We start from the raw sequence: 16,124 nt of genomic DNA on the forward strand, positions 1-16,124 counted from the left end.
GTTCGGGCGCGGTGCGTGCGGACAAGGTCGAGTGGAACAGCTTCTTTGACGCGGGCAACGGCAACACCGCGAACCTGATCCTCAAGTACCACGAGCAGGACAACAACAGTTACAGCCAATTGACCAAGGCGCAGTTCCAGCAGTACGGGCGCAAATACGACCCGTACCCCGCCACGCCGACCGTGGGCAGCAACGGCAAGGTCAACAGCTACTACGCGCTGGCGCAGAACCCGTTCCAGACCTTTACCGGCGTGCTCAACACCCAGTTCAAACTCGCCGACAACCTGGCCTTGTCGGTCATCCCGTATTACTACTGGGGCAACGGCAGCGGCGTGGGCGCGTCCAGCTATGCGCTGAACCGCGGCTCGAACCAGGGTGGCGTCTTCGACCTGGGCAACCTGCCCACCGCCGCCCAGTACAACGCCGACGGTTCCTCGACCACGGGCGTCTACTACCGCCCTTCCCGCACCCAGACCTGGCGCCCGGGCATCACCACCAAGCTGAACTGGGACCTGGGCGATCACAGCCTGCAGTTCGGCTACTGGTACGAGCGTGCGCGCCAGAGCCAGACCCAACCGTTCATTGCCCTCAAGAACAGTGGCAAGCCGAGCGACACCTGGCCGGACGGCGACTCCGTGGTCGATGCCAACGGCAACACCGTGCAGGGCCGCGACCGGTTCACCATCACCCCGGCGCAAAAAGTCTGGGCCCAGGACACCTGGTACATCAACCCGGACTGGACCTTGGTGGCAGGCCTGGCCTACATGAACGTCAAGCGTGACGGCACCAACAACGGCAGCCTCACCGAGCAACCGGAAAAACGTAACCAGAGCTACAACAAATTGCTGCCTAACGTCGGCCTTAAATACCAGCTGGATGAGCGTGACCAGCTGTTCTATAGCCTGTCGCGCAACATGCGCATCCCGCAGAACTACGTGCTGTACGACAAGGGCGTGGACTCGATCAATTCCAAGCCGGAAACCAGCTGGAACCACGAGTTGGGCTGGCGCTTCACCGATGAAGACATGACCGTGGCAGCCACTTTGTTCTACATGCAGTTCAAGGATCGCCAGGTATCGTCCAAAGACGTCAACGGTGACTTCGCCGACATCAACGCCGGCTCCGTCAACAACAGCGGCCTGGAACTGGAGTGGAGCGGCCTGCTGCCGAATCACTTCAACTACTACACCTCCTACACCTACACCAAGGCCGAGCAGCAGGACGATTTGACCGTCTACAACGCCGGCAAAGCCATCGTGCTGCCCACCAGCGGCAAGCAGTTCGCCAACGTGCCGAAGAACATGCTGGCGGCAAACATTGGCTACGACGACGGGCGTTTCTACGGCACCTTCGGCGGCAAATACACCAGCGAGCTCTTTGGTGACCTGACCAACGACGAGGCCATCTCCGGCCGCACCATTTTCAACCTCGGCGCCGGTATCTACCTGCCGGTGGACAAGAAAGTGGTCAAGGACGCGACCCTGCGCCTGAACGTCGACAACCTGTTCGACAAGAAGTACCTGGACGGCGTGTACACCACCAAGACCAACTCGGCGAGCTACAGCGGCTTTCGCGACGGCGACCCGGCGTACATCGTTGGCCTGGACCGCACGGTAACGGTTTCGCTGGAAGCCAATTTCTAATTGCGAGGTAATCAAACATGGACATGAACCTGCTTCACGACGTCACCTTCTATGTGATGTATGCCGCGATGGCGATAGCGATTTTTATCAGCATCGAGCGTGGCATTTATTTCGCCTACGTGCGCCGCCAGGCCCGCGCCCTGACCGAGGTGCTGGGCGCCAGCGTGCACAGCGAACGCGACTTGCCCGAGAGCCTGACCCGCCGTGACAGCCTGCCGCTGAGCATGGTGCTGCCGATCCTGGCGCAGAAGGTGTCCCAGGGTTCGCGCAAAGACCTCGACGATGAAATCGAAACCCAGTACCTCAAGACCCGCGCGCCGCTGTCGCGCAGCCTGTGGATCATCGAGACCATCACCACCGCCGCGCCGCTGCTGGGTTTGCTCGGCACCATCCTCGGCATCATCGACACCTTCAAGGCGCTGGCCTCGGCGGGCGTGTCCGACCCGGGCCAGATCTCCGGTGGCATCGGGACGGCGCTGTTCGCCACCGGCCTGGGTATCGCCATTGCGCTGTTCTGCGTGGTGTTCCACAACTTCTTCCAGGACAGCCTGGAGCGCATCAACGATCAACTGAAAATCCTGCTGATTCGCGCCTCCAGCGGTGCCCGCGTCCACAGCGAAGCCCCGCACCTGGTCGCCACGGCGCTGCACAGCCGCACGGCATAACCTCCAAGGCGGGCGCACACAGCGCCCGCTATCTTTTGCCCGATGAGACGCCTATGGCCCTTCCGATAAAATGGTGTATTGCAGGCCTCGCCGGCGTGCTCCTCAGTCCGCTTGCCCAGGCGGACTTTTCAATTCCAGGGTTTGAACTGGTGCATACCGTGCCGGTAGACACCGAGCTTGCCAGCGCCGATTTGCGCCAGCCGGGGCCGGTGTGGATCGCGTTGTTTGATGGTGCGAAAAGCCAAATCGACATCGGCCAGTTCTACGCAGCGGACCATCCCGGCTCGGTGATGGACAGGGTCATCGAACACTTGAAAGCCGCCGGCAAACGCGGTGTGAAGATTCGCTTTTTGCTGGAAGAAAAAGGCATCAAGTTGTCGGAGGCATCCACCCTGGAACGCTTGCGCGCAATCCCCAACCTGACCTTTCGCGTGCTGACTTATGGGCAGTTGAGCGGCGGGATCATCCATGCCAAATACATGGTGGTGGATGGCAAGCAGGCGTTTGTCGGCAGCCAGAATTTCGACTGGCGCTCGCTGGAGCATATCCACGAAACCGGCCTGCGCATCAGCGATGCAACCGTGGTCGGCCAGGTGCAGGCCATCTTCGATCAGGACTGGCAAGCGCAGGCGGCGTTGACCGAAAACAAACCCGTGCCGCTGCCGACTGCCGGCGGGGAGCCTGTGCGCACCGGCAATTATCTGGTCGCCAGCCCGCAACGCTACAACCCGCCAGGCGTGGGTGACTCGCAGCTGGAACTGCCACGCCTGCTCGGTGAAGCGAAAAAAGAAGTGCGCGTGCAATTGCTCGATTACGCACCACTGTCCTACGGACCGGACCGAACCCGGCCCTACTACGCCGTGATCGACAACGCCGTGCGCGCCGCCGCCGCGCGGGGGGTGTCGGTCAAGCTGATGGTGTCCAACTGGAACACCGACCCGCTGGAGCTGCCCTACCTCAAAAGCTTGGCCGTACTGCCCAACGTGCAGGTTAAAATTGTTACCTTGCCCGAGGCAAAGCAAGGGTTTATCCCTTACGCGCGGGTGATCCACAGCAAGACCATGGAAATCGACGGGCAAGTGGCGTGGGTCGGCACCAGCAACTGGCTGGGCGGGTACCTGGACAACTCGCGCAACCTGGAGGTGGTGATGCGCAGCGAAGCGATGGCCAAACGTGTGGGAGAACTGCACGAACAGTTGTGGGACGGCCCGTATGCCAAGCCATTGGACGTGACGGCGCAGTATCCCGACCCTCATCCCGGCAAGCCTTGAATTGGACTCGGTCCGTCCTACACCACAAAACCCTGTGGGAGCGGGCTTACCCGCGAAGGCGGTGTGTCAGGCACCCCTGTATTGACTGACACACCGCCTTCGCGAGCAAGCCCGCTCCCACATTTCGATCTCTGCAGCGCTGGCATTCAAGTACGACATTTCCCACACCAAGGTCTCCCTATCCCGACCTCGCTGATGGTAGTGTGTGGAAATGTTTCTGACAGTTTGATCAGAAACCTCTTACTCACTACCTGCAAAGGAATGCCTTCAGCAATGCATTTTCCACTGAAAAAAATCGTGGTGGCCACCCTGTTTGCCGCCAGCCTGTCGGCCATCGCCAGCCCTGCTTTCGCCAACATCACCGAGCAACAAAGTGCGGCGATTCTCAAAAGCTTCAGCGAAACATCGGTCACCGATTTCCGTGGTTTCCTCGCCACCCTGGCCAAAGGCGACCTGGGCAAAACCGTCGACGTGGCGCCGGCCATCAGCGCCTTTCTCGACAACAAAACCCTGACCGCCGACCAAGAGAACGAAATCAATCGCCTGCTCGGCATCTACACCCGCGTCAAGTACGGCAAGGCCGCGCTCGAAACCCTGCGCGAGCTGGTGGAAATCCCGACCTTCAACGTCGACGGCCTGCCGCAGTACAAGAACCCGGAATTCCTCAAGATCGCTGCCAAGATCCAGGACCTGGCGAAGTCGTTCAACCTGAACTTCCGCAACGTCGACAACCGTGTCTACGAAATCAGCCTGGAAGGCAGCGGCGACGACGTGGTGGGCATTCACGCCCACGCCGACGTGGTGCCGGTGACGCCGGAAAACTGGGTGCTCAAGGACGGCACCAAACTCGACCCGTTCAAGGTCACTTTGATCGGTGACCGCATGTACGGCCGCGGCACTGAGGATGACAAAAACGGCATCGTGGTGGCCCTGTACGCCATGAAAGTCATCAAGGAAGAGAAGTTGCCGCTGTCGCGCACCTTCAAGCTGCTGGTGGACACCACCGAGGAAACTTCCGGCGACGCGATTCCTTACTACTTCGAACACAACCCGGTTCCGCAGTACAACCTGGCGCTGGACGGCGGCTACCCGGTGGTGATCGCCGAAAAAGGCTACGGCACCGTCATGGCCTCCTTCCCGGTGCGCAAGGGCGACGGCAAAGGCGCGGAAATCATTGCGATGACCGGCGGCATGGCCACCAACCAGATCCCTTCGGTGTCGGTGGCCACCTTCGTCACCGACAAGCCCGCTGAACTGGCTGCCAGCCTGCAAACAGCCGGTGCTGAATACGCCAAGCGTAATGGCGGCGATTTTGAGGTCAACGCCAAGGTCGATGGCAAGCAGGTCAAGCTGACGGTCACCGGCGTGTCCGCGCACTCGTCCGAACCGCAATCAGGCGTGAACCCGGTCGCGCGCATGCTGGAGCTGATCCACAGCGTTGACGGCAAGATCGCCCTCAAGCACAACCACATCACTGACGCCGCGCGTTATGCCGCCGACAACTGGGGCCTGGACTATTTGGGCGGTAAATTGGGCGTAGGGTTCTCCGACGCATTCATGGGGCCGCTGACCACCTCGCTGACGTTTGTCGGCCTGGACGACAAAGCCTTCAAGCTGGCAGTGAACCTGCGTGTGCCGAAGGGCAAGTCGCCGGAGAAGCTCAAGGCTGAGATCGCCGACAAATTGAGCGCCTGGGACACCAAAACCAAGGTCAACGTGAACTTCACTTACTCGGTGGCCGAGCCGATGTACCGCAACCCTGAAGGTGAGTGGGTGAAAGCCCTGTTGGCGGTGGCCAGCGAAAACCTCGGCATGGAGCACAAGTTCGGCACGTCGGCCGGCGCTACCTCTGTACACGAACTGCCCAATGGCGTGCAATTTGGCCTGGCGAAGCCGGACGTGAAGTACACCGGGCACACCGACGGTGAGTTCAAGACCGTCGAGCAGTTCCTGTTGGACCTGCAGATCGTCACGGAAATGATGGGCCGTGTCGGGCAGTTGCCGAAGCTCTGATAAGCGCAGGTAAAAACCACAACGCCGATCAACATTGATCGGCGTTTTGGTTAAACAGGTCTGGCTTGCGGCCTAAAACATATCCATCGCATTGCACAACTTGGCCTTCTCTACCGGCACGTTCTCCGGTTTCCCCGTCGGGTTCAGCCGCTGCAACGCAATCAGGCACTGGCCACCGTCCAGCAGGATCAGTTCGTAATCTTGCCCGGCCTTGGGGGTGAAGTGAAAGCTCTGCCTGCAGCTATAGGAATTGCCGCCAGAAACATAGCCCTCACTCTGGAAGTTCATGGCAAAAGGCTTGTTCGCCGGCACCTTCAGTTCGCTACGCGCCGAGCCTTGCGCCTCCACCCGGCGGTTGCTCTCGGGCATGCCCAGGCTGCGGCCATTATTCTGACCCGCAAAGCCGGATTCGGACACGGCCATCACCCCGGCGCCAGGCACACGCCAGTCGATGCAATCACGGCCCGGCACACCGCGCGCCATGCCATTGGTGATCACACGCAAACGTGCGGTATCCCCGGATGTGGGTTCAACATAGGCCGTGTTGTAAGCACGGATATTGGAAATATTGCCGCAGCCACTCACGGCCAGGGCCAGGCCTGCTATCAGAAACGCTCTCATGGAAATCCTTTTTTTGAGGCTTAACGGCAGTGATAAGGACTTTCGCTGCGCAGTTCCTCGCCGGTCAAGGCATCGCGAATGATGACCGTCGCCCCCGGCGCATTGAGGCAGAACGCATTGCGTATGGGGTAAATGTTATGGCCCTCGGCGGTGAACGTGCCGAGCTTGGTTAACGGGGCGCCGGAAGCGTCCTGAGCCGTTACGGTGTATTCACCCGACATGGTCAGGCAGCCGCTCAGTGACAACAGCAAGGTGGCGCAGATTGCATATTTCACAGGTGATGTCCCTATCGCGTTGAATGCCGAGCCCTTAAAAACAGAGCGTTGTTTTTGTGGTTTCATTGCGCTGACTCACAGGCCTTCAACGGCTCCTTGGGGTGCAATGCACAGATATCGAAACCGTCACGCCGGGTGTAACCCGCGCGCTTCATACACACAAAGCGCTGGGCCATCTCCTGGAAGCTGGCTTTGGGATCAATGCCCGAACCATTCTTTTCACCACATGCCAACATGGACGCAACCACATCCTGGTGGCTGGCGCCGGGTTTCTCCCACAAGTCCGCATCAGCCGCCGGGGGCTGAAAGGGCTCGCTGAAACACGCGGTGACGAGGGGAGCAAGCAGCAGCGCCAATGCCATAGGTTTACGCCACATGATCAATCTCCTTATTTTCTCGGGCTGACAGGCATTACTTTACGGGCGACAGCTGGTTTTTTAGCTGCGCCCGCTCTAGCTCAGGCCGTTGCGGCCAGAGCCTGGCATTGCAACCCGCGGCATTGGCGGGCTGCGCTGTAGCCCTTCAAGCCTCAAGCATCAGGATATCTTCAAAGAACCCACCGACCGGCTCGGTGGGGTGGCAGAGCTGGATCTCCAGCACCCACACCATTTCACTCGGCGTGATCTCAAGCGCGGCCAATTCCTGGTTGCCGAACAAGGCGTGGGGGAAATCCGCAATACGGTGGCCGGCCAGGTTGCGCGACAACCGCCAGCCCTTGGAAATGGCCCGTTCCTCGGCAAAGTCATAGAGTTCACAGCCGGTCATGCCACGCAGCCAGGCCTCGCGGGTTTCATCGAACACTTCATGCAAGACCTTGAAGCAATCGCGGTGCAGCGCTGACTCGCCGAAGACGAAGGTGTCGCCATAGTCGCCCTCGTAGCCGTCCCACACCGGGCCGAGGTCGATCACCACGATATCGGTGGCACGCAGCGTACGCAACGGGTCAATGCCTTCCCTGGGCGGGCGAACCGTGTCGTCGCCAAAACGGATGTATGTCGGGTGCCAGGTGTGGGAGGCCCCCATGGCCTGCAATTGCTCGGCGGCCATGTCGAGGGCTTCCCGGGTGGTCATGCCGACTTTGATCTGGCTGGCAATCGCCGCCAGGGCGCGGATGGTTTTTTCACGCGCGGCGAGCATGCCGTCCAGCGAGTACCGCGGGCCGACTTTTTCCCAGGTTTCATCCAGCCCATTGAGCAGCGTGTCGGCGCTCGACTGGCCACTGGGTACAAACGCTTCGGCGATAAAACGGTGGCTCGGCACGCCCGCTTCCAGGCAATCGGCACGCGCCTGGCTGATCATGTCGCCATTACCGCAGGCATACACCTGAGCCGCCTGCCACCGGTGCCCATGGCTCAGCGCCACTTCCTGCACCCTACCCTGCGCTGCCAATACCGGGTGCCAGTGAAAACGCGGGTGGTCGATGACCGCCTGGTCCAGGAATTCACGGTCGTAAAAGTCTGCAGGTTGCGCGCCACCCCAGTAAAACGTCACCTCCACATCACGCTTCAACGCGGTCAGCAGGATCGGCTTGATCCCCGCATAGCCGGTGCCCGTAGCGAACAGGATGACAGGCGCAGCGTCATCGTCCTGCCAGGTGCAGGCACCAAAAGGCCCTTCCAGTTGCAACAGGTCGCCGGCGTCAAGGCTGCCCAGGAGCGCCTCGGAGAAGAGCCCGCCGTTCACCCGGCGAATCTGAAATATCAGGCGCCCATCGCCGTCGGCCGGCAGGTTGGCGATCGAGAAGCAACGCGAGTCGCCACCGACCAGGCGGAACTTGAGGTACTGGCCCGGCCGCACAGCCAATGGCATGTCCGGCATCACCACCAACTCAATGATGTCGGGGCTGAGTGCGCGTTTGCTCAGCACTGTCGCCTCGACCACCAGCGCGGGCGTGTCCAGTGACCAACCGGGGATTTCCAGGCGCATGTCGGCGCAAGCGTGGCTTTGGCACAGCAGCATTTCATTGGCCGCCAGGGGATAGGATGGCGCGGGTGCGCCCGGCGCCAGGCGCTTGGCCCGGTATTCTCCCTGGGTGACCACCACCTTGCAGGAGCCACACGCCCCGCGACGGCAGGAGAACGGCACGGGCAAGCCGCTGGCGAGCATCGCATCCAGCAACAGTTCATCACCGGCCTCAAAGGTGGTGCCCGAGGGAGAGAGTTCGATTACATGGCGTGCGTTCATAAAGACCTCGGGGGTGAGTGAGGCCTGATTGTTGCGCTAGACTGGGCCCATTAGAACCTCCAGTTTTGGATACTTCAGATGGTCCAGATGCGAAAATGGCGCCCGCTGCTCAAGCTTGACGAAGGCGCACCCCAGGCAACCTATCGCAAGATTACCGAAGGCCTGGTGGCCGCGATTATCGAGGGGCGGCTGCCGCCTGGCAGCCTGTTGCCGGGCACGCGGGAAATGGCGCAGTTGCTCGACGTCAACCGCAAGACGGTAATCCTGGCTTATGAGGAGGCCCTGACCAAAGGTTGGCTGATCAGCGAGCCGCGACGCGGCACGTTCGTTAATACACAACTGGCCGCCAAGCCTGCGCCTAACCCCGCGCAGCAGTCCTTTGCACCGCGCATCCTTGAGCAAACCGTCGTCCCGTATTTCACCCAGAACGCCCAGGCGATCGCCCTGCACCATCGGCATGACGCGCTGTTTTTCGACAACGGTGCCTGCGACCACCGCCTATTGCCGCAAGCCGTGCTGCATCGCTACTACCGCAATGCCCTGCGCAACAGCTTTGCTTCCAACACCGTGCGCTACGGCAGTGAAGGCACCGGGTATGAGTTGCGCTGCGCCTTGGCCGAGATGCTGCGCAACAATCGCGGGCTGACCGTCAGCGCCGAGAATATCTGCCTCACGCCCGGCACTCAGGTGTCGCTGTACCTGACGGCCAGCCTGCTGATCAAACCCGGTGATGTGGTGTTGGTGGAGCGTCTGAGTTACCCACCGGCGTGGGAAATTTTCCGCAAGCTCGGCGCGCAATTGATCACTGTCGATATGGACGATGAAGGCTGTCGCACGGACCACGTCGAGCAGTTATGCCACGCACATAATATAAGGATGATTTACCTCACGCCGCACCACCAGTTCCCCACTACGGTGAGCCTGCATGCGGCCCGTCGGCAACACTTGCTGGCGTTGGCGGCTCGGCACAACTTCTGCGTGATCGAAGAGGACTACGACCACGAATATCACTTCAACGGGCGGCCCTATTTACCGTTGGCCAGTGATAACACGCAACGCCATGTGATCTATGTCGGCTCGTTATCCAAAGCGTTGGGGTCGACGTTTCGTTGCAGTTATGTGGTGGCTCCTGCCAGCGTGATTGAGGTGCTGCAGAACAGTGCAGCGTTGGTGGTAGGCGACACCGACGCGGTTGCACAAAAAATGCTCGCGGACCTGATCAATCAAGGGGAATTGAAGAAGCACCTGCGCCGTGTTTCGAAAGAATACCTGGCGCGTAAAGAGGTGCTGCAGAGCTGTTTGCACAGCGCATTCGGCGATCGAATCCAGGTGCGAGAGCCAGAAGGCGGCCTGGCCCTGTGGGTTCGCTTCCAGGATGAAACAGATATTGATCAGTTGCTCGCCGCCGCCCAAGGCCAGGGCGTGGTGGTGCGCAGTGCGCGTCAGTTTTCACCGCTGAATGTGCCGGAAAATGCCCTGCGCCTGGGGTTTGCCTCCCTTGATCGGGATGAGATCCGGGAGGCCACACTGCGTTTGGCACGGGTGATGAGCGGGCGTTGAGCACTCACACACATCGATAAAGCTAGAGCGCGCGATGGCCGCTGCTTTGAAGCCGGGCCAGGTCAGGGAACTCCAGCAACAGTGCCCGATTGCCCCGACCGATATGCTCCATCACCGCCAGCGTGATGAACTCACGCACCATCCCGCTGGAGACGTAATACATCGCCCAAGCCTGCTCAGGCGTGCAGTTGCCGATCTGCTCCTCGATGTCCTTGTACGCTTGGTACTCATCCGACTTCAGAAAGTACGGGTTAGCCGCCTGGCGCATGATGTTTCTCCTTCCCTGGAACCCCAGCGACCACCCGTACCCTGTTTATTGAGCAATGCCTTGCTGTCGGGAAGTGCCTATGTGCCGCTCTTGACCTTGGTCCACACACGCGTACGAATTCGCTCCAACTTCAGTGGCAACGGCTCAAGTGGAACCAGCGTCGCAATCGTCTCCCTGGAAGGATAAATCCAGGGGTTGTCACGCAGCTTCTGTTCTACAAACTCGGCCGCATCCTTGTTGGCGTTAGGGTAAAGCGTATGGTTCGAACTCTTGGCAATCACGTGCGGGTCAAGCATGTAGTTGATAAACGCCAACCCTTGCTTTGCGTGGGGCGCGTCTTTGAGCAGTACAAAGTTTTCCGACCACACCAACCCGCCCTCACGAGGCAAGCTGTAGGCAATTTTGCGCCCGGTATTGTTTTTCTCATTGATCGCCTGGGCCGTCAGCGCCCCGCTCGCCCACCCCACGACGACACAGATGTTGCCATCGGCAAAGTCGGCATCCGTTCGAGAGGAATCGAAGTAGAGGACGTAAGGGCGGATCTTCAACAGAAGCGCCTGAGCCTTCTGGTAATCCTCAGGGTTCTGACTGTTGCTCGGCAGCCCGAGGTAATGCAAAGCGATGGAAATGATCTCACTTGGGGAGTCGAGCATTGCCACACCACACGACTTCAGCTTGCTGATGTTTTCTTCTTTGAAGATTAAGTCCCAGCTGTCTACCGGAGCGTTATCACCCAGCGCCGCTTTGACTTTATCCACGTCATAACCAATGCCGGTGGTGCCCCACAAGTAAGGCACGGCGTAGCGGTTACCGGGATCATTAGCCGCAAGCAGGGCCAGCATTTGCGGATCGATATGCGCGAAATTACTGAGTTGGCTGCGGTCCAGCGGGGCCAGGACGCCCGCCTGGATCAGGCTTGGCAAAACATTGGAGGTGGCGACGACAACGTCATAACCGGTACGCCCCGCCATCACCTTGCTCTGCATGATCTCGGCACTGTCGAACGCATCCAGGTGCATCTTGGTACCGGTTTTTTGCTCAAATTCCTTGGGGGTTTCTGGCGCAATCAACCCAAACCAGTTGTACAGATTCACCCGCGGTTCGACCGCCGCTGCCGGCGCGCTTGCACCCATACAAACAAGCGAGGCCAAAAAAATGGCTCGCAAATGTGATTGACTCATATGACTATCCTTGTCAAAACGACAGCCTTCATGGCCATCATCCAATGGGTGGTGAATATACCCGGCATGATCGAATAGTAAATACCTACAAGTACTTAGCTAAGACCTACGAATACCTAACCCTAAAGGGGTAGAACATGTCGCTCGACCTTCATAACCTGGCCTGGCACCGATCGGCCGGCAAGCTGATCATGGAGCTGAACCGCCCAGCCTTCTGGAGTTCACTGGTTCGTGTATTAAAAGAATATGTGCAGATCGATAACTGGGTGGTATTGGTCTTCAGCGATCAACAGGTCAACGTTATCTGCGTGACCGAGGTAGCCGATGCGCAGGAAGTGGATGCGCTGACTGAACGCTATGTAAAAGGGCTTTATTTACTCGACCCGTTTTACATTGCCAACCGTGAAAACCCGCAGAGTGGTTTTTTCCATTTGTCGGACATCGCACCGGAACACTTTCTGACCACCGAGTATTACCATCAGTATTTCGCTCAGTACGTCTCGGTGGACGAGGTGCAACACAACGTCCAACTCGACGCCGACAGAACGCTATGCATTTCATTTGGCAGTAACGTTCGGTTCAGCCCGGAGCAGGTCACCACACTGGATATCATCAAGCCATGGGTCATGGCGTTGATGCACCAACGCATGTGTTTTGAGAATGACCTGGAAAAAAACCTCAGCGAACCACCGTCCTGGTCTGAAGCGATTGTTCAGTTGGGCACGCAGATAACGACGCGCGAAAAGGACGTACTCAAATTGCTGCTGAGCGGTTTCTCCAACAAAGAAATAGCGGGCAAACTGTTCCTGTCCATAGAAACGGTAAAGGTGCACCGCCGTAACATTTACAACAAGTTGAACATCAAGTCACAGTCCGAACTGTTTGCACATTTCTTCATGCCAAAACAGGACACTCACGCGCTGGCTTAGCCCGCTGCGCCCAGAAATGGCAGCGCCAGGTACAACTTGATCACCACCGCGTTGGTGATATCGATGAAAAACGCGCCCACCATCGGCACGACCAGAAATGCAATCTGCGAAGGGCCAAAGCGTTGAGTCACCGCCTGCATATTGGCGATGGCGGTGGGCGTGGCGCCCAGCCCGAAACCGCAGTGCCCCGCCGCCAGCACCGCAGCATCGTAGTTGCTGCCCATGACCCGAAACGTCACGAAAATCGCGAACAGGGCCATCAGTAAAGCCTGTGCAGCCAACAGGATGACAATCGGCATGGCCAATGCCGCCAAGTCCCAGAGTTTGAGCGACATCAGGGCAATCGCCAGGAATAACGACAAGCTGACATTACCCAGCAGCGACACCTCGCGCTCAAACACCTGGTGCCAGCCCAGCGCCGACAAGCCGTTGCGCAACACCACCCCGATAAACAGAACACACACAAAAGTCGGTAATTCGAAGGCCGAGCCTTGAATCAAGCCACTCAGGAACGTCCCCACCTGCAGGCTGATCGCAAGCAGCGCCAACGTTTCGATAAATGAGAACGAGGTGATTGTGCGCTCCTGGTCGGGCTGCTCAAAGCCCTTCGACTGGCGCGGTTGCGCGTGCTCAACGCCCGGCACCTGGACACGCTTGATGAGCAAGCGCGCCACCGGGCCACCAATCAAACCACCCAGCACCAAGCCAAAGGTTGCTGAAGCAATGGCCAGCTCAGACGCGGACGCAACGCCATACTTCTCGCTGAACACCGCGCCCCATGCGGCGCCTGTGCCATGCCCTCCCGACAAAGTGACAGAACCCGCCAGCAGGCCCATCAATGGGTCGAGCCCCAGCGCCTTGGCCAGGGCGATACCCATGGCGTTTTGCACCACCAGCAAGGCTGTCACGACCAGCAGAAACACACCTAATACGCGCCCGCCTTTCTTAAGGCTGGCAAAGTCGGCATTCAGGCCAATGGTGGCGAAAAACGCCAACATTAATGGGGCTTGCAATGAAGCGTCGAAACGAACCTCAACCCCCGCGATTGCGCGCAGCGTCACAAGCAACGCGGCAACCAATAAACCACCGGCGACCGGCTCCGGAATGCTGTAAACGCGTAAAAAGCCAATTCGAGCCACCAACCAACGGCCCAGCAACAGCACCAGGGAGGCGGCGACGAGGGTTGAATAGAAATCGAGCTGAAGCATCTGGGCAGTTCTCTGAAGTGAACAAGCAGAAAGGGATGGCCAGAGTAGAGACAGCTGAACAGGTACACACCCACCCGACTGTAAGTACAGACTATTCCTACCCACCTCACAACAAACCCTGCATGCCTGGATGCTTCGCCAGATAAAAGCAGCACAAACAAAAACGCCGATCATTGCTGATCGGCGTTTTCGTTAAATATGGAGCGGGAAACGAGACTCGAACTCGCGACCCCGACCTTGGCAAGGTCGTGCTCTACCAACTGAGCTATTCCCGCATATGGCGTCCCCTAGGGGACTCGAACCCCTGTTACCGCCGTGAAAGGGCGGTGTCCTAGGCCACTAGACGAAGGGGACAAAACCTTCTGTACAACCGATCAGCGCTGAGAACTGATCAATTCAAGGACGGTGTGGCCAGACCTTGAACCTGTAAATTGGTGGAGCTAAACGGGATCGAACCGTTGACCTCTTGCATGCCATGCAAGCGCTCTCCCAGCTGAGCTATAGCCCCTCATCGGTGAGGACGGGGCGAATCTTAATGGCGGTTTGGAAGTGTGTCAAATTTATTTTCAACATTTTCCAAAGTTTTTTGCCGGGATAACAATCACTTACCGGCGAAACCCCGGAAAACCGGGGTTTCGTCGTTTCAACAGCTCATTCAGGCAATCGCGCCCAGCAGCTTTTCCCACTCTTTGTTTTCTTTCTTCGACACACCCCCAAGCAAATCAAGGGCTTGGCGCAGACGGAAACGCGTCAGGTCCGGGCCGAGAATTTCCATCGCATCAAGCACAGATACCGAACTCGCCTGTCCGGTGATTGCGGCAAACATCAATGGCATGGCATCGCGCAATTTCAGTTCCAGCGACTCAACCACCGCCTGGATCGTCGCGGTAATCGCATCCTTCTCCCACTGACGCAGGCTTTCGAGCTTCCACAGGATCAACTGCATCAACTGGCGAACCTGGTCGCCCGAGAGCTTCTTGGACTCGAATAGCTTGGCATCCGGGTTCACGCCACCGGCAAAGAAGAAGCTGGCCAAAGGGGCGACCTGGCTGAATGTCTCCACCCTGCCCTGCACCAGCGGTGCGATCTTCATCATGTACTCGGGGTTCAACGCCCACTGCTGCAGGCGTGTGGCGAACTCGTCCACCGGCAGATCACGCAGCCACTGGCCGTTGAGCCACGACAGTTTCTCGATGTCGAAAATCGGCCCGCCGAGGGAGACGCGGGACAGGTCGAAGTGATCGACCATTTCCTGCAGCGAGAACTTCTCGCGCTCATCCGGCATCGACCAGCCCATGCGGCCCAGGTAGTTGAGCATCGCTTCCGGCATGAAGCCCATGCGCTCGTAGAACGTCACCGAGGTCGGGTTCTTGCGCTTGGACAGCTTGCTCTTGTCCGGGTTACGCAGCAGCGGCATGTAGCACAGTTGCGGTTGTTCCCAGCCAAAGTACTCATACAGCAGGATCAGTTTCGGCGCCGACGGCAGCCACTCTTCGCCACGCAGCACGTGGGTGATGCCCATCAGGTGGTCGTCGACCACGTTGGCGAGGAAGTACGTCGGCAAGCCGTCGGTCTTCATCAGCACCTGCATGTCCATGCGGTCCCACGGGATCTCGACGTCGCCGCGCAGCATGTCCGGCACCACACACACGCCTTCGCTCGGCACTTTCATGCGGATAACGTGAGGCTCGCCGGCCGCCAGGCGCTGGGCCACTTCTTCTTTCGACAGCAGCAGCGCGCGGCCGTCATAACGCGGGGTTTCGCCCTTGGCCTGTTGCTCGGCGCGCATCTGGTCCAGCTCTTCGGCGGTGCAGAAGCACGGGAAGGCGTGGCCCATGTCGACCAACTGCTGGGTGTACTTTTTGTAGATGTCGCTGCGCTCGCTCTGGCGATACGGGCCGTGCGGGCCACCGACGTCCGGGCCTTCCGCCCAGGTAATGCCCAACCAGCGCAAGGCATCGAAAATCTGTTGTTCCGACTCACGGGTCGAACGCACTTGGTCGGTATCTTCGATCCGCAGGATGAATTCACCGCCGTGCTGCTTGGCAAAGCAGTAGTTGAACAAGGCGATGTAGGCAGTGCCGACGTGGGGATCCCCAGTAGGCGATGGCGCAATGCGCGTGCGGACGGTGGTCATGGCAGGTCTCGAATGGGCGATAAAACTGAAAATTGAAACAAGGGGGGAATGGTAACAGCCACAGGTGGTTGGGCTCCAGCTTGGGCGAGCCTGCCAGACCGAGTTGCCTGCATTCGCGAGCAAGCCCGCTCCCACATTCGACCGCATTCTCATGTTGGAAATCGGTCAA

General features: G+C 59.0%; 14 protein-coding genes and 3 tRNA genes. 6 read left to right on the plus strand and 11 right to left on the minus strand.

Going from position 1 to position 16,124, the window contains the following annotated elements; all coding sequences use genetic code 11:
- The 4 genes from WBB95_RS01175 to WBB95_RS01190 form a co-directional block, all read left to right on the plus strand.
- Positions 1-1,643 (plus strand): TonB-dependent receptor domain-containing protein (locus WBB95_RS01175; RefSeq protein ID WP_424485927.1); only part of this gene is annotated, 1,643 nt, incomplete at its 5' end.
- A gap of 17 nt (positions 1,644-1,660) precedes the next feature.
- A complete protein-coding gene (locus WBB95_RS01180) occupies positions 1,661-2,308 on the plus strand; it encodes a MotA/TolQ/ExbB proton channel family protein (protein ID WP_424485928.1) in 648 nt (215 codons plus the stop codon).
- Between the two features lie 53 nt (positions 2,309-2,361).
- On the plus strand, positions 2,362-3,579 hold the full coding sequence (locus WBB95_RS01185; protein WP_424485929.1) for a phospholipase D-like domain-containing protein: 1,218 nt from the start codon (positions 2,362-2,364) through the stop codon (positions 3,577-3,579).
- A 273-nt stretch (positions 3,580-3,852) separates the two neighbouring features.
- Positions 3,853-5,592: a dipeptidase gene (locus WBB95_RS01190; RefSeq protein ID WP_424485930.1), complete on the plus strand. Its 1,740-nt coding sequence runs from the start codon at positions 3,853-3,855 to the stop codon at positions 5,590-5,592.
- Positions 5,593-5,664: 72 nt separating this feature from the next.
- Here the strand turns inward: WBB95_RS01190 and WBB95_RS01195 are convergent, their stop codons facing one another.
- From WBB95_RS01195 to WBB95_RS01210, 4 genes are all read right to left on the minus strand, one after another.
- Positions 5,665-6,213, minus strand: coding sequence for a hypothetical protein (locus WBB95_RS01195; protein ID WP_122257479.1), 549 nt, complete (start codon positions 6,211-6,213; stop codon positions 5,665-5,667).
- A 20-nt stretch (positions 6,214-6,233) separates the two neighbouring features.
- Positions 6,234-6,488, minus strand: coding sequence for a hypothetical protein (locus WBB95_RS01200; RefSeq protein ID WP_424485931.1), 255 nt, complete (start codon positions 6,486-6,488; stop codon positions 6,234-6,236).
- A gap of 62 nt (positions 6,489-6,550) precedes the next feature.
- Entirely contained in the window at positions 6,551-6,865 is a 315-nt protein-coding gene (locus WBB95_RS01205; protein WP_424485932.1) for a hypothetical protein, read from the minus strand.
- Positions 6,866-7,010: 145 nt separating this feature from the next.
- On the minus strand, positions 7,011-8,672 hold the full coding sequence (locus tag WBB95_RS01210) for a M24 family metallopeptidase (RefSeq protein WP_424485933.1): 1,662 nt from the start codon (positions 8,670-8,672) through the stop codon (positions 7,011-7,013).
- A 78-nt stretch (positions 8,673-8,750) separates the two neighbouring features.
- Between WBB95_RS01210 and WBB95_RS01215 the strand changes: the two genes are divergently transcribed.
- Positions 8,751-10,232 carry a PLP-dependent aminotransferase family protein gene (locus WBB95_RS01215; protein WP_424485934.1) on the plus strand — a complete coding sequence of 494 codons (1,482 nt, stop codon included), beginning with the start codon at positions 8,751-8,753 and terminating at the stop codon, positions 10,230-10,232.
- Between the two features lie 22 nt (positions 10,233-10,254).
- On the opposite strand, the gene WBB95_RS01220 is transcribed toward WBB95_RS01215, so the two are convergent.
- Entirely contained in the window at positions 10,255-10,500 is a 246-nt protein-coding gene (locus tag WBB95_RS01220) for a hypothetical protein (RefSeq protein ID WP_424485935.1), read from the minus strand.
- Between the two features lie 77 nt (positions 10,501-10,577).
- The gene (locus WBB95_RS01225) at positions 10,578-11,681 is read right to left on the minus strand and encodes a polyamine ABC transporter substrate-binding protein (protein WP_424485936.1); all 1,104 of its coding nucleotides are present in this window, start codon (positions 11,679-11,681) and stop codon (positions 10,578-10,580) included.
- Positions 11,682-11,818: 137 nt separating this feature from the next.
- Between WBB95_RS01225 and WBB95_RS01230 the strand changes: the two genes are divergently transcribed.
- Positions 11,819-12,610 carry a response regulator transcription factor gene (locus tag WBB95_RS01230; protein WP_424485937.1) on the plus strand — a complete coding sequence of 264 codons (792 nt, stop codon included), beginning with the start codon at positions 11,819-11,821 and terminating at the stop codon, positions 12,608-12,610.
- Here the strand turns inward: WBB95_RS01230 and gltS are convergent.
- From gltS to gltX, 5 genes are all read right to left on the minus strand, one after another.
- On the minus strand, positions 12,607-13,818 hold the full coding sequence (gene gltS / locus WBB95_RS01235) for a sodium/glutamate symporter (protein ID WP_424485939.1): 1,212 nt from the start codon (positions 13,816-13,818) through the stop codon (positions 12,607-12,609). The genes WBB95_RS01230 and gltS overlap by 4 nt on opposite strands.
- A 199-nt stretch (positions 13,819-14,017) precedes the next feature.
- Positions 14,018-14,093: transfer RNA gene (locus WBB95_RS01240), tRNA-Gly, on the minus strand.
- A 3-nt stretch (positions 14,094-14,096) separates the two neighbouring features.
- Positions 14,097-14,172 (minus strand) — tRNA-Glu (locus tag WBB95_RS01245).
- Positions 14,173-14,250: 78 nt separating this feature from the next.
- Positions 14,251-14,326 (minus strand) — tRNA-Ala (locus tag WBB95_RS01250).
- 147 nt (positions 14,327-14,473) lie between these two features.
- Entirely contained in the window at positions 14,474-15,955 is a 1,482-nt protein-coding gene (gene gltX, locus WBB95_RS01255) for a glutamate--tRNA ligase (protein WP_424485938.1), read from the minus strand.
- Between the last annotated feature and the right edge of the window lie 169 nt (positions 15,956-16,124).

This window comes from Pseudomonas sp., from assembly GCF_049645325.1.
Lineage (GTDB): Bacteria > Pseudomonadota > Gammaproteobacteria > Pseudomonadales > Pseudomonadaceae > Aquipseudomonas.